The following is a 15,234-nucleotide window of genomic DNA, read 5'->3' as shown; positions in this document are numbered from 1 at the left end:
AAATGATTCATTCTCATTATCTTAAATAAAATAATTGCAACGATTCTTTGGGACGTAAGTCCGCAATTGGATAACCCACTGTTTGGTCCACAATTGAATTCACAATTTTCTCTTTTCCTTTCACTTGAGTGAAGATCAGTTGGTGTTTTGTCTCATTTAACCTTTCTAAGGTGAGTGTAATTCGATTCGATGGTGTTTTGGGCGCATTTTTTACAATGGCAACCGAATTCCCAACCATTTCCATATCAGATTGTTTTCCAGGAAATAAACTGGCAATGTGCCCATCATCCCCTAGTCCAAAAAGAACCAGATCAAATATTGGTGTCTTCGAAATTTGTTTTTCATAATCCAGTGCTGAATTTTCTAAATCTAAATCTGTATTACATTTAAACACTTTTTTGTAGTCATAAGAAATTTTGGAAAAAAAACAATGATATGAAAGATTATAATTCAGTTCTTCACTCGCCTTGTCTACGTAACGTTCATCTCCAAAAAAAAATTCGCAACGATTCCAATCGATGTCCTCAAGGACGAGTGACTCATAAATTCTTTTGATTGTATTTCCGCCTGTGAGAACAATTCGAAATACTCCTGAATGTTCAATACTTTCCTTTGCTAACTTCGAAATTATGCCACAAATCTCTTGAATGAAATCAATTTCTGAATCAAATGCAATAGATTCAATGGGAAACAAAAGAATTCACCTCAATTGATCTGCTAAGTTCTGTGATAAAGTGTTTCGATTTTTTTGCGTACTGGTTTAAAAACTTTGTGACACTCGATTGCCTTTTTTTGTCATACCACCAAGTATCTACACCATTCCAAATTTGATTTACTTCTTTCGCACAGTCCTCTGGGTTCTCAAAAAAAATCCCAACTTCTTTAAGTGAATCAAAATATGGTTTTGCTTCATCTCTGATTTCCCAGTGATTAGGATTCCAAAAAATCAATGTAGGTATGTCTAAACTCATCGATTCTAAAAACGTTGTAGCGTTGTACGTCGAGATAAACAATCTCGTAGTTTTTAAAATCTGTTTCATTTGTTTTTGACGGTCTAAAATTTGAATGGAAGGAAATTCTTCTTTCCACCTACGCTCATGTTCCCATCCATAATCTTGAGGATACAACTTTACATTACTTCTATCTTGGATGTCTGGGTTTAATGTTCTGTAAAATGAAAATTGATCCTTTAGGTAATCTAAAACCTGTGATGATTGTGAAGAGCTGTACATCCAATAGGAATACCTGTGCATTGAATTTTGGACCAGTAATAAGTCACCATCTCGGTCCCAATTCATTTTCTTTTGGTTTCCATATTTCACACAAACAGAAGGTGTTACATTCTTATGCTTGGGATCCTTCCAACCCCAAGTTAAGTATCGATTCGCTGTTGATACTTCATGGTCTTCATGGAAGGAAAACTTACCAATCCCATAATGCCCACCATGTTGTGACAGCACCAACTGAGATCCGTTTTGTTGTTTACCAGACATCCAAATCTTAAACAGATCATAACCAATATGGCTATTGCTAGTGAAGATTATTTTTGGATAGAGTGGCCAACGTTTTACAGATGGGTGTTCTTTTAAACTCTTGTATCCTTCCAAATACGATTTTGGAATTTGATTCGGGATGAGTTTCGAAACAATTTGTTCGAAACGAGATTCTCCTAAATCAATATCCCAATTCCTTCGGAGTTCCTGATTGGTTTTAAACTCAGGAATCTCTTCCTCCATAAAACGTTTTGGAAATTGGCCCAGTTTTAATTGAAGGAGGAAGGAATTTTTGATACCGAGATAATCGGAAATCAAAAAATACGAATCGGACTTTGCATTGAACCCAAATATTGTATAAAAAAAGTATTTCACCAGTTCTTTTAGAGAACCTGTTTTTGTACTTTGGTTTTTCTTTGGAAAAACAAATGATTCATCCTTCTTTATGGTTTTGTCAGGATGGGAAGTACTGATGATGTTTTGGTATAAAGATTGGTTCCAAAGATCAGAACCAAAAAACCGGTAAAAATCATTCATATCATTGGGAATCAAACTCTCCTCATCGATGGTTAACATTGTGACCGATGTGATTGGGTAATTTGCAAATGCCAATCGAAGAGACTCATACCGATCCCAAACCATCTGAAGGAAATACCCAAGCCAAGGGCCTACAATATTCCTCCAATAAATACCTGTTTGGTCCTCTCCATGGATCAAATTCAGGTGAGTTGTTAGTGCATCTAATGACTTCTCATAAACAGCTTTTAAGTACTGGTAGTCTTTATAGAGTTTATCCTTTTCATCCCAGTGATAGGGTAAAGTGATCGAATTGTACTGAGACCAAAGCTCCTTTTTGGAATGGAATTTACACCACTCCCCTAAAAAAAGAACATTGGTTCCTTCATTAGGCCAAGTGGCTTCTAAAGCAGTTGTAATTAAATGATAGTTCAATATAGAATTTCCAAAACAATCGACATTGATCTTATAAAGATCGATTCAACCACATTTAACCTTTGCAGAAGTTCATCTAAATTACATTCTAGCGTAGAGTTGTAAAATTTTATCTGGAGTCAAAATCTGTTTCCAGTTTTCACCTAACGCATTCGTAAGGGGTCGTTCCATTCTCAAGGTCATCTCTACCATACGATTTAAAGCAGCCGAATCCAATGATTTTGTAACTCCTTTTGGCAATACAATATTATGTTTTTTTAACATCTGTCTGAATTTTTCTACGTAAGGTCCGTAGTATTCTTCTAAAACATCAAAGGCAATACAATTGGCATATCCATGTCGATACCCAAGCTCTAAACTCAAACCGTACGAAAGAGCGTGGCACACTCCTACTTCAGAATTGACGATCGATACCCCACCCAAATAGGAAGCGGTCATCAACATATCGTCATCACCATCAGCAAGAAACACTAGTTCGCATAAATCCAAAGCTTTACTCGCATAGCCTCTTGCTAGTTCATTGATCATCGTTCCTTGTAAACTTTCTACACAATGGATATAACAATCCATCCCAGAATGGAATCTTTGGTTAGTTGGCACATTTTTGATAAGAGTACTATCCAAAATAATCGCATCAAACATACTAAAATCACTGTTAATCCCAAACTTACGATCTTTCCCCATGAGTACGGCAGTTCGACTTGCTTCCGCACCGGAACCTGCAACTGTTGGAATCCCGATTTTATGGATTCCAGGATTCGGTACTAAATCCCAACCTTGGTACAAACTAGAAGAACCTTCGTTGCATAATACAACAGAAATTGCTTTAGCAACATCCATTGAACTACCACCACCAATTCCAATGATAGAGACTGGTTTTTGATTCCCCTTTTCTTTCAGGATTCGTTCTTTGATTTCATCTACTTGGTAAGTAGCTGGTTCTTTTTTACTTGCTGGAAAATATTCAACGAAATCTGCATTTGTAAGATTCAATCGCGATACAATATTTGAATCTTTATGTACATCATCGATAATAAAGACGTAATAATCCTTTGGATCTTTTTTAGCAGGAACTAATTCTGCTAAACGATTAATGCTATTTTCACCAAATAACAAACGTGGAACTTGTTTAAATATTCTAAAATTTGACATTATGCCTCGCTATACTCTTTCATTAACATTTCTAAGATTTTAAAATCTATTTCATCATCTATCTCAAAATTTAGTTCTTTTGAATTCTCAAAACGATAAATTTTTTCTCCAAACCATTTTCCTTGCGATACGATTGCTTTAGACAAAATGTAAACACTGCCATCATCGTAGAAAAATCCTTTATAATCTTGCCGTCTCAAATTGTTATGTGAACCAAATTCTTTATACTTACACCAAAAACCAGTCGCTAAATTTGTATAATCACCAGATAAATAAGCGGCAATACAATCATCGATTAGGTTTTTATTCCGAAAGGGAGATGTTGGTTGTAAGACGATAAAATTTTTCGCTTCCGGTATTTTTTTCGAGATGTCTTCAATCACGGAAATAGTTGTCGCTTCATCAGATGCTAGTTCTGGACTACGCATCAGGACTTCACAACCATTTGTTTCTGCGACTTTTGCTATCTCTTCGCTGTCAGTAGATACCAATACTCGATCCAAAAGTTTCGATTTTTTAGCAGCTTCAATGGACCAAACGATTAATGGTTTTCCATTTAACAAACGAATGTTTTTTCCAGGAAGACCCTTACTACCACCTCTTGCTGGTATAATTGCTAGGTTCAATTTATCCTCTTAATTCGATTAATGCTTTTTGAATCGAATCAATCATATAATCAAAATCCGAATCAGACATTGTGATATGGAAAGGAAAGGAAACCATATTATCAAAGAAAGAATCGGCATTCGGACAGTTTGCTTCTCCAAAACCCATCTTTTTAAACAAATCGTATCGGTTGAGTGGATAATATTGTACGATCGCCTGTACTTTATATTTTTTACTTAGTAAAGACAAAAATGCATCTCTTGACTTTCCCGATTCTTTTCCTTGGAACTTCGCTACAAGTAAGTGATGGCTATGGGAATTTTCATTTGTTATCTTTTGAAATTTTAATTCAGGAAAATTGACAAACGCTTCTCTGAATTTTTTTGCTCTTTCTCTTCGATTGTTCGTAAGTGCATCGAGTCGGCCAAGTAAAACCGTTCCGAGTGCCGCTTGTGCTTCCGTTAAACTAAAATTATGAGGCCAAATCCCTTCAATGTCCAAATCAACATTTGACATAGCGGGAATCCAATATTCAATTTTATTTAAAAAAGGTGCATGACCATTATGGCGTATTCCAGGAATTTTTTTGGCCTGTGATTCATCTTTTAAAGTGATGATTCCACCTTCCCCGAGTGTCGTAATATTCTTTTGACCATGGAAACTATAAGCACCATAATCACCAAAGGTACCACACACTTTAGAATTCAACTTTGCTCCTAAAGACTGCGCACAATCTTCCACAACGAGAATATTCTTTGATTTCGCAAAATTGACTATTTCTTCGATATTAGGAATGATCATTCCATAAAGGTGAACCACTACGATCACTTTTGTTCTTTCATTTACCAAAGATTTAATACTATCTAAGGAAACTAAAAAAGTATCTGTATCGACATCAGCCCAAACTAATTTTGCCCCAGTCCTTCCAAAAGGAATTGCAGAAGCACAATAAGTGTGGGAAGGAATGATTACTTCATCTCCCTTTTTTACACCCGTTAAATCAGCAATTAGTTCTAATGCATGTGTAGCATTTGTCACACCAAAACATGGTTGTCCGCCAATGTATTTTGAGAATGCACTTTCAAATTCATTCAAATACTTACCTTGTGTTTGAGGATCTGCCGTTCTCATCACATTCACAACTGCATTAATTTCCTCTTCCGTATAATCAATTGATTTACCAGACCATTTAACTTTGAAATCCATATTCACCCTTATATTAAAAATTAAATTTTTCTAATCTACTTAACGCGACCCAAAAACCTTCACCTTGGTTTTTGTGCCCTTGCCATATTTCAGGAATAAAAGATGCTTTTGGTGAAGATTCTCGGAGCAATCGAGCCAATTGAAAAAAATCAATTTCTCCTTCGCCAATTTGCAAACCTTCTCCATCCACACCTGAAGCATCCACAACATGCATGTGAGCAATGTAAGGAGAAATCTTTTCAATAAAATCAGTAAAAGACCAATGAAATTGGTTACATGCTAATTTTGAATGTGAGATATCCAAACAAACTCGAATTTTATACTTATCACAATAATATTGGATGTCCTCAAACGACATGAAAAGGTTATGATACCTTTGCCCCCCAAAGTGCCAAGGAAATGGTGGCATCGTTTGTGGTATAATTTCTACACCATCCAAGTTTAGTTCTTTTAAAGATTGAAAATAATTCTCATATAACTTTGCTTTATCGGAGTTTGGCAAAAAATAATCATTTGAAAAACCACCAACATTTGTAACAATGAGAGGATTTGATTTCATCTTTGGGAAAAACACTTTTAATGATTTGGTTACATCAATCACTCGCTGCATGTGTTTTATCGACTGTTGGCGATAACTTTCATCATTCGAACAGAGATCTAACAAATGATCACCTTCAAATAACTCAGGAGTGTGAACAACAAAATCTACATCATAAGTTCCGCTCAAAAAATCACTGATGTTTAAATCTAAATCCTTATAACTCAAATGGAATTCAACGAGTTTCATGCTGGATAAATTCACCATAACATTAAAATCGTGAAACCTGACTGGCAAACCCCAAGGGCGAGTGAAGGAATAGTTATTTTTGATTTCGATAGCAGTTTCGCTTAAGTCAGACGGAAAGAAAAAATCCCCCTTTGAAAAATTGCGTTTTGCTACCTTACCGATGAGTTCCTTTTTGAAATAAGGAGCAAGTCCTTTCCCAGGACTCCTAGTGGTAATCATATTAGAAAGAATGACTTCCCCCATTACGATATCTTGGTTACAAACCAAACTTTTGCCTAGAGTTTCTCGGTTCATCAATTCACCTTGAGTGATGATTCGATTTCGAGCCTCTCCAAGGGAATCTTCCACTTGGCGAATTCCAATGACCATCTCTTTGAATTCATCTGGAAGTAAACTAACCTTATGATCATTCCCTTCCATTGTTTTATCAACAGTGAAATGTTTTTCGATTACCTTTGCTCCTAAAGCAATGGAAGCTAGAGGTATATGATAACCCCTTTCATGTCCAGAATAACCTACAAGGCAATTTCCAATGTCTTTTAGTCTTTTTAAGTAGGATAGGTTGATATCTTTAAATGGTGCAGGATAAGTTGAATTACAATGGAGTAAAATGTACTGAGCTCCTACTTCTTGTAAAACTTTTACTGTATTCAAGATTTCCGATTCATTTGTCATTCCAGTCGAACAAATTAAAGGTTTACCAGAAGTTGCGACTAATTTAATAAATTCGTGATTCGTAAAATCTGCAGATGCTATCTTATAAGCCTCCATTCCATATTCTTCCAAGGCCATAAAACTTTTTTCGTCCCAAGGAGTACAAAGTGGAAGGATTTCCAATTCTTTACAATAATCGAATAGTTTAAAAAGATCCTCGTTCGATAATTGGAATTTATTTAATAAATCAAGTGTGTATTGGGAACCCAAGTCTTCAGAAGCATCATTCACATTTCCTTGGTTATTATAAAGTGATAACAAATCCCTCATTTGGAATTTTGCACAATCAGCTCCCGATTTTTTAGCCAAATCAACGAGTTTTTTCGCAAGTTCCAAATCACCGTTATGGTTATTCCCAATTTCTGCAATGATGAAAGATGGACTAGATTCATCTAAAACAAAATTACCAATTGTTATTTCTTCTGAACCAATTCTTGCAACTGATTGTAATTTAAAATGATCATCGATCAGTGGAAGGATTGAAATTGTTTGGCTTAATGATTGACGGATTCGATCTGGACTTTCATTCACATGAAGGTATTTAAAATTGCGATTGATGATTGATTCCACGGGCAAACTCAAATCATGATCTTGAATTGAATCATCCAGAATCCATCTTCGAAAATCACCATCGGTTAATACACCTAAAATACGATTATCTTCAGTTACCGCGAATATAGTTTTCGCTTTATTTGATTCGATTTTTTTTAATGAATTCCGAATCGAATCTTCACAAAAAACTATATATTTTGAAATCTTTTTATCTATGATCATTTCATTTGCCAAATATTTTTCTGTAATAGAATTTCATAAACCTACTAGGCCCATGAATCAAAGAATTATAATCATACTGCCTAAGATTCTGCATAGACCAAGCCCCAGAATTTTGGAGCAAACATCGTATCAAAACAAGAATTTCCAAAATCACTTTGATGGTATTAACATAGAAAATTTTAAATACACTACTCTTGTTTACACCTTCTAGATTCGTTAGCATATGATTGACAACGTATTCTGTTGCATTTGATTTCTTTGCATCATCAATCGAATATAAATCCAAAAGATACTGGTTCAATTTTTTAGATGATTTTGGTCTTAAATCCCTGTCTAGGCATAAAGAATAAAGTTCCTTCGTATTTTTTGGAAGGTAACTTCCTTCCCTCGTTAATTTACGCCATTCTTCTAAATTTGGTGGCCCTTTATAATCAAACAAAGAATCAATACAAATCGTGGGTATCCCCGCTAAATAAGGTTCTAAAAAAGCTGAGGACACAGTACCAACTACCTTATCTAAGGTTCCCAACCATTCATAGTAGTCAAACCCTTCATTGATTTCAAATCCATCGCCAAAAAAATCCTTTAGGATTTGATATGATTTTACGTTTTCATTTGGATGAGGTCGAAATGATACCTTATAACCATTGGTTAATAGATATTTTGTTAAATCCCTCACAATCAAAAAGGAATCCAAATCAACATGCCAACGTTCAATATGACGTTGTTCCATATACCGGAGATTTTCAAAATTATGACGACCATCGAATGAATTGATAAGTTCATATCGACCGATGATTCCAATTCGATTTTCCTTACGAGATGAATCAATATATTTGATTAAATCATTCCTTATACATCCCAATACTTCAATCTGACAGGAACCAATGGATCGATTCTTTTTTAACCAATCCTTACTCCACTGGTTCCAAACATAAACGATATCAAAATTTTTAAATTGAACATATTCTGGATAAGTTGCCGAAATATCATGATCGACTCTCACGATACCTTCTACTTCTGTGATGACAATTTTGGTTCCTTTTCTGCGAAGTTTTTCTAACGATTCATTCGGTAAGGTAAAGGGATGAGAAAGGATGAGTAGGTCAGGAGTAAAAAGTTTTAAAATATAATTGGTACTTGATCTCGAAGTCAGAATGACTTTAAAACCATTTTTTTCCAAATACTTTGAAAGAAGCCATACAGAAGAATACTCACGCCTTAGGGCATCAATATGAATTAATGCAATTGGTTTCATAAATCAGGATAACCTTTTCCAATCGTAACGTACTGATTGTTTTCCTTTTTGTAAACATTTGATGTCGCTGGCCAATCGCCTTCATTTGTCATTTCATTATTAACTTCAAAGAATTTAGAAGGGCCCATAAATTCATAATTTCTATATTCTGTTTCTTTCCAAAAATATGAATGTTGGTGTTGTTCAATCATAAACTGGAAGGAACGTAGATCCAAATTTAACCAGTCCAAAAATTCTTTTTGGTACATCGGTTCTTTGAATTCAAATTGTTTAACAACAGAAATTGCCTGTTCTCTCGTAATACGTTTGTGCCGTATTTCCCTAGTTACATGATCTGTAACTTTCGAATACCCAGTTTTTTTTAACTTGATCCAGTCGTGTAAATTTGAATAATTAAAACAATCTATATAATCATACTTATCGGGTGTTCGACTTAAGTTAGCTGATTTATAATTGTATAATTTGATCATCTCTTCATGTTGAGCCAACGGGTCCCAACGGAAAAAATTTCCCAAATAAATTCCCCTTGTTCCTGTCACATGCAAATCAAAGTCAGTCGGATATAAATATTGCCAGACATCCTCTTCCGCCAAACTTCCAGAATGATCACAAAGGTCTTCCGCTTCTACACCAAACAAATCATGATCTTTCCTGTACCTTCGTGTCATCTCCACTTCATGGTCATGGGAAAACATACCAACTTGTTCCATACCTTGGTGTGCCCCCCAAATAATAAGAGGAATTTTATATTTCACCGATGTCTGCACAGGAAAAACTGTCTGGCCAGCCAAACAGTGCCAATACATGGAACCATATTGAGCAAGAGTGTGCCGAGTAATCTTCTTAACTGAATTAGGATTTACATTCTGAATGAAGATATCTACATTAAATTTGATTCTTAGATTTGCTAAATTACGAATCCCAATTTCCGTATTATAATACTTATTATAAGATACACATAAAGGATTTAGTTTTAATACGTTTTTTACTAAATGTAAAATATAGTGAGAATCATGTGCGCCTGTGACAGGAACAATGCAGTCATAGTTTTTTCCCGATTTACTGCGATAGTCTTGCACTAAAGTTTCTAATTTTTGTTTCTTTAATTCCCAATCAATTTGGTCTTTTTCTTCATGGATTTTACAACCAGAGCAAATTCCATTTTCATCGATAACCAAACCAAGCGGATGGTAGGTCGTATAAAGGCATCTTTTACAGATTTTAAATTCAGAAAAATTAAATTTCATGTTTCAAATAATAGGATTGGTTTTAAGAGCATTGTACAAAAGCCAATTTAAAACTGATAAGACTCAAAAATAGGATTTCTTAATAAATTACTAGACAGTTCCAATTTTATGTTTTGAAAATAATGTTCTTTGTAATTCAAAAAATTACCTATACATACCCCGACGACATTTTGGTTTTGGAACAATCTTTCCACTTGTTTTGAATTTGAAATTCCGCCAAAACAAATAATGGAAATATCATTTGGAAAAAATTTCAACATTTCTTCCGAAAAGGAATTCGGTTTCCCTTCGTGGATATGATCGATGAGAAGAAATTCGGAAGCTATAAACTCTTTCATAAAAGGAAGAGAATGAAAATCCACAACTTCCGATTTTTTTGAAATATAATTATAATGAGAGATTTTCCCATCGTAAACAGAACATGGCAAGGAAAGTATAACCGCCTGAGATCCAATGGATTCCGATACCATTTTAATTTGGGAAGGATTCTGAAAGTACATTTGATCAATGATGATCCGATCCGCCCCGGAATGAATCACATCTAAAACATTTTTTAAATTCTTAATTCCGCCACCATAAGCAATCGGAGTATTTACTCGTTTTGAAATTTCACTTAACAAAAGAAGGTTAGGATCAATTCCTTTCTTTGTACTATCGATAGAAAGGATTACAATTTCATCAACTCCCCAACGATCCAAGTTTTCTGCAAGGATCACTGGATTGCCGATGGGTAAATAATCTTTATAACCAAATGATTGAACTGCAATTCCATCTTTTACTAAAATGGAAGCTACCAGTCTTTTCTTAAAAGCCATTGACTAGTTCCTTTACAATTTTGGAAAAAAATTCTTTTCCCACATTCTGGCTTTTTTCCGGATGAAATTGTACTCCAATCACCTGCCCATGTTTCACGATTGAAGGAAACTCACGTACGTACTTCGTAGTTGCCGGAGAAAGATCTCCATCACTTTCATAAGCGAAGGAATGATTAAAATAAAAATCCAATCCATCAAATTCAGATAAAAAAGAATTCGCCTCGCGAATGCTAAGCTGATTCCATCCGATATGAAAATCATTCTGCTGAGACAATTGAGTGACATTCCCTTGGATAAACCCAAGTCCTTCATGGAATTCAATTTCTGTGGAAGAATTTGCAAACAATTGCATACCTAAACAAATTCCAAACAAAGGTCTTCCATCTAAAACCCATTCTTTCAAAAAATGGTTTAATTTTTTTTTGACAAGTGATTGTATTGCGACTGGGAATGCGCCTACTCCAGGCATAATCAGTAAATCACAAACCTTAATTTCAGATACGTCTGAAGTAATTTGAACAATAAAACCTAATTTATCCAAACATGCTTTTACTGATGCATGATTGCCAACTTCGTAATCTAGAATCGCAATTTTAATTCGCTTCAGAGTCCAAACCCTACTTTGAATTTTTTTACAATTTTTTTATCAGGAGTGATTTCAAATAATGATTTGTTAACAGATTTATGAACCACTTCCCAAAATTGAGTCACCGAAATTTCTATATACTGACAAAAACTTTCAATGTAATGATCAGAACAGGCACCATCATATTTTTCGACAATTTCAATTGCCTTCTCTCTTGAGATCCTTCCTACCCGAATATCTTCATTCATATAGTCCGTAACTTTTCCAAATCCAAATTTCAAAAACTTAATCATTTGGTTTAATGTTACCCAATCTTCATCAAGTGCGCTGACACCAAGTGGATCCCCTGTATTTTCTGCTTTATCTTCACGAATGTGAATTCCATATGCAGTTGAGAACATCGCATTTCCCAAGTTATCCCAGTTATCAATGAACCAACCTAAATCTATTACATTTAAACCGGCAGCATTCACTTCCGATTTATCAGGAAAACCATATGAAATGAGTTCTACATCAGAAAAACCAGCATCTCTCATCCAAGTTAAATCACCACCACCAAGAGTATTCATCGAAATTAAATTATTATACTCCCAAGGTTTTTCTGGATCAATGGTTTTCCGATCTCGCAAACTTTGGTTCTCTCCAATAAAGATTAATGGTATTTTATAAGCGATTGCAGTTTTAGGTACCGAACTATACAAAGCCATCTCTGTTGATTTTGCCCAATTGCTAAAGGTAAGGAATGCATGTTTCATTAATTTTTTCCAAGTTCCAGGAGCAGGACCAGAAAATAATACATCAAAACCCAACTGAATTAAATTCGAAATATTTTTAACTCCGAGTTCACTCACTTGTTCTGGCGGATAACTCAAACACACGAGTAATGGATTTAATTTTAATTTATCGCGTACCCAAATGGCTTGTCTTGTACTGTCCTTTCCACCACTGACTCCGATGATACAGTCAAAATGAGTTCCTTTTTTTCGTGGATATTTACTTATGATCTCTTTTAATAAATCAAATCTCTCAAGGTAATTAACATTCCTCGTCAAATCAAAGTTAATACATGAGGAACATTTTCCATCTTCTGAAAATTGTTCATTTACCCTCGTGTTTGGCTGTAAACAAGTGATACAATATTTCATCTAGATAAAATTGATTTAAATTCCTCATATACAGAAGGGACTAGAAAATTTAATTCCTTTTCTTTCTCAGTAACATTCTTTGATAACAATCCAAACCTGTTCTTTTCTTTTTCGAATTCTTGTGGTATATTTAACTCAGAATAAGGCATAATCCATTTAGCCAATTTGTCTTTCTCATCTATTAAATTGGTAGATGAAATATCCTTAAAAGATTCATCTACAAAATCAGAATAACCAAGTAATTTCATTTCTGGATAACATAGAAATTCAATTGCCATTCGATCTGAATGTTTGATTTTATCCTTCCATCGATTCACAGAAGATTGATTAAATCCTGAAGACGCATTTTCCTGGAATGTTGAATTTTGAGTCCATTTTTTATTACCACCATCAGTGATCTCTTCCGTACTAAGTAACTTTTCATCGAATTTTATTCCAACAAAATTACAAATCCCTTGAATGGTATCTTTCGGATTTAAAATCAAATCTTCATACTTAATGATCATATTGTTTGGATTTGATTTAGTATAGCTGTATGCGAGTGTAACAAGTTTTCTCCATTGACGTGCCAAAAAGAGAATTGGGTATCGGCCCTCTGAATAAAAATTTGATACCAAAATAGCCCTTGGATCACGGATGATATGAATAACCTTTGAAGTATTCGGAAATACATTGATGATATGCGGTGCAAATTCATTTGCCCATACCTCTTTAAATCCAGACAATCTTTTATTGCCATATACCTCGCGTAGAATCTGTTCCCCTTGTTTTAAAAAGTCCCCATAGTTATTTGCATTTATTCTATGAATTTGTTTAGATAACAATTCAGAATATGGGAAAGAGGAAGCTTCCGTAAACTCTTTCAAATATTTTAAGTTTGGAATTTTTACATCACTCAAACTAGTATTCTGTATTGTTTTAAAAAAGTTAAACTTACTCTCGTCAAAATAATAATCTTCAAGAGGGGCATGTGGATCCACTTTGTGAGCAGACTCATTCGAAAGAGTATTACGAAAGTCTTTCAAAACGGCAAAAAAAGGATCTGATGCAAATGAAATCTCATCTGATTGATTTAACAAACGAGCGACAAATGTAGTTCCCGAACGAAACATTCCAGTTACAAATATCATAAATGTTCTACTTCCTTTAAAGAAACTAAACCCTTTGATTCCAATTGTTTTATATACCAAAATGCAAAACCAAATGGCATTTTCGTTTCTTCACAGATATCTAATATTGAGTGTTTACCATCCATCATCCTAAGTGTAATTCTCATAAAGTGATACAACAAATCAGTTTCACCTTGAATATAGTCACAATCTTCTTTCGATAGTTTATCTCCAAACTTTTCAATTGCAGTTGTGTTTCTAGTTTGAGAAATATTGGTAGGAGATAAATAAAGATCAATTTCAGGACTTGCGAGTGATGGAATTCCTTTGAAGTTAGCAACAGGGATACAATCATTTTCAAGGATATCAACTACCTGCAAGGTACGTTCTATTAATTCTTCTATAGCTTCCTTGGAATAATTTTCAAAATTATCATCACTTGTGTGGTAATTCTCAAATGGCCATCGCAAAAAAGTTCCCATCGGAATCTCGTAACCGACTGAATCAAAAACATTCTCATCATTTCCAATTTTTTCACGATGTGAAAAAATTACATCTTTATTACCTCGTGTGTTAATTACATTGGCATAAGCTCTATCCAGAATATTTTGATGGTAAAAACTAGATTGGTAAATTAGTTGTTCGTTAATGCCACATAACGCAAGGAAGGTTCCTGCCTTGATATTCTCAGCAAATCCTGGTTCATTGTTCAAATAAGCAACAGAACCCACAATTTCAACACTTGCAAACGCTCTGTAACTATACTTTGTCTCACGATTTTTTAATCGATTGATCACTTCGAAAGAAGCGATACAGCCTGATAAACCATCGTTAATTTGGTCTGGGTGGTCAAAATGACCAACAAATATAATTTCCTTTTTACTTTTGCCTTCTTTTAGAAAGTCAACTTGTGTCATCTTCCCATTATAATCAAAGTTAGACTGAATGTTAACCGTGTATTCACCTGGAATCAAATTCTCATAAATATCATGAGGAAGACAGAACCCCCATTCTGGGTTTCTATGTCTGTATTGATTTCTAAAATGGAATGGGATTACTTTCGGTTTTTTTGGATTGGTAAAGAGATGAGGGCGTAAATCCTCTAAGTCAATTTTCCCTGAAAATGATGGTGAATAACTGAATACAGATAAGTTTGAATGTTTTTTAGAAGCTATCACTTTGCCTTTAGGGTCAATTAATTCAGCTACTTCACAACTCCAATAAGGTGGTAATTCCCAATGGAAAATTTTCTCTCCACACGGGTATTGGATTTTCCTTGCACCAGGATAAAATTTAATAACTTCGTCATATGCAGCTTCCATTTCAGGTCCTGCATGACATCTGTCATAGTTAGCAATTTTTTTGATTAGATCATGATAAGTTGATAACAT

General features: G+C 34.5%; 13 protein-coding genes. All 13 read right to left on the bottom strand.

The features are described 5' to 3' along the window. Positions 1-16 precede the first annotated feature (16 nt). Complete coding sequence (pgl, locus tag ND855_RS06280; protein ID WP_265357651.1) at positions 17-694, bottom strand: 6-phosphogluconolactonase; 678 nt, start codon at positions 692-694, stop codon at positions 17-19. Further along, positions 681-2,444 carry an LIC12162 family transferase gene (locus ND855_RS06275; RefSeq protein WP_265357650.1) on the bottom strand — a complete coding sequence of 588 codons (1,764 nt, stop codon included), beginning with the start codon at positions 2,442-2,444 and terminating at the stop codon, positions 681-683. Before ND855_RS06275 ends, pgl begins: the two co-directional genes overlap by 14 nt. Before the next feature lie 81 nt (positions 2,445-2,525). Next, entirely contained in the window at positions 2,526-3,596 is a 1,071-nt protein-coding gene (locus ND855_RS06270; RefSeq protein ID WP_265357649.1) for an iron-containing alcohol dehydrogenase family protein, read from the bottom strand. Beyond that, positions 3,596-4,222, bottom strand: a complete 627-nt coding sequence (locus ND855_RS06265) for an acylneuraminate cytidylyltransferase family protein (RefSeq protein WP_265357648.1) — start codon at positions 4,220-4,222, stop codon at positions 3,596-3,598. The genes ND855_RS06270 and ND855_RS06265 overlap by 1 nt, the downstream gene beginning before the upstream one ends. Position 4,223: 1 nt before the next feature. Continuing rightward, complete coding sequence (locus tag ND855_RS06260) at positions 4,224-5,408, bottom strand: DegT/DnrJ/EryC1/StrS aminotransferase family protein (protein ID WP_265357647.1); 1,185 nt, start codon at positions 5,406-5,408, stop codon at positions 4,224-4,226. Between the two features lie 13 nt (positions 5,409-5,421). Then, positions 5,422-7,683, bottom strand: a complete 2,262-nt coding sequence (locus tag ND855_RS06255; RefSeq protein WP_265357646.1) for an N-acetylneuraminate synthase family protein — start codon at positions 7,681-7,683, stop codon at positions 5,422-5,424. Between the two features lies 1 nt (position 7,684). Next, on the bottom strand, positions 7,685-8,941 hold the full coding sequence (locus tag ND855_RS06250) for a glycosyltransferase family protein (RefSeq protein ID WP_265357645.1): 1,257 nt from the start codon (positions 8,939-8,941) through the stop codon (positions 7,685-7,687). Further along, positions 8,938-10,188 carry an N-acetyl sugar amidotransferase gene (locus ND855_RS06245; protein WP_265357644.1) on the bottom strand — a complete coding sequence of 417 codons (1,251 nt, stop codon included), beginning with the start codon at positions 10,186-10,188 and terminating at the stop codon, positions 8,938-8,940. Before ND855_RS06245 ends, ND855_RS06250 begins: the two co-directional genes overlap by 4 nt. 47 nt (positions 10,189-10,235) lie before the next feature. After that, positions 10,236-11,003 carry a HisA/HisF-related TIM barrel protein gene (locus ND855_RS06240; protein WP_265357643.1) on the bottom strand — a complete coding sequence of 256 codons (768 nt, stop codon included), beginning with the start codon at positions 11,001-11,003 and terminating at the stop codon, positions 10,236-10,238. After that, on the bottom strand, positions 10,993-11,589 hold the full coding sequence (gene hisH / locus ND855_RS06235) for an imidazole glycerol phosphate synthase subunit HisH (RefSeq protein WP_265359352.1): 597 nt from the start codon (positions 11,587-11,589) through the stop codon (positions 10,993-10,995). Before hisH ends, ND855_RS06240 begins: the two co-directional genes overlap by 11 nt. Before the next feature lie 17 nt (positions 11,590-11,606). Continuing rightward, on the bottom strand, positions 11,607-12,734 hold the full coding sequence (locus ND855_RS06230) for an N-acetyl sugar amidotransferase (protein WP_265357642.1): 1,128 nt from the start codon (positions 12,732-12,734) through the stop codon (positions 11,607-11,609). Next, positions 12,731-13,864, bottom strand: coding sequence for a sulfotransferase (locus ND855_RS06225; protein WP_265357641.1), 1,134 nt, complete (start codon positions 13,862-13,864; stop codon positions 12,731-12,733). Before ND855_RS06225 ends, ND855_RS06230 begins: the two co-directional genes overlap by 4 nt. Continuing rightward, positions 13,861-15,234 (bottom strand): DUF4910 domain-containing protein, encoded by a 1,374-nt coding sequence (locus ND855_RS06220; protein ID WP_265357640.1) that lies wholly within the window; start codon positions 15,232-15,234, stop codon positions 13,861-13,863. The genes ND855_RS06225 and ND855_RS06220 overlap by 4 nt, the downstream gene beginning before the upstream one ends.

Source organism: Leptospira paudalimensis (genome assembly GCF_026151345.1).
Lineage (GTDB): Bacteria > Spirochaetota > Leptospiria > Leptospirales > Leptospiraceae > Leptospira_A > Leptospira_A paudalimensis.
Note: the sequence above shows the minus strand (reverse complement) of the source record. Positions and strands in the feature narration are given on the sequence as shown.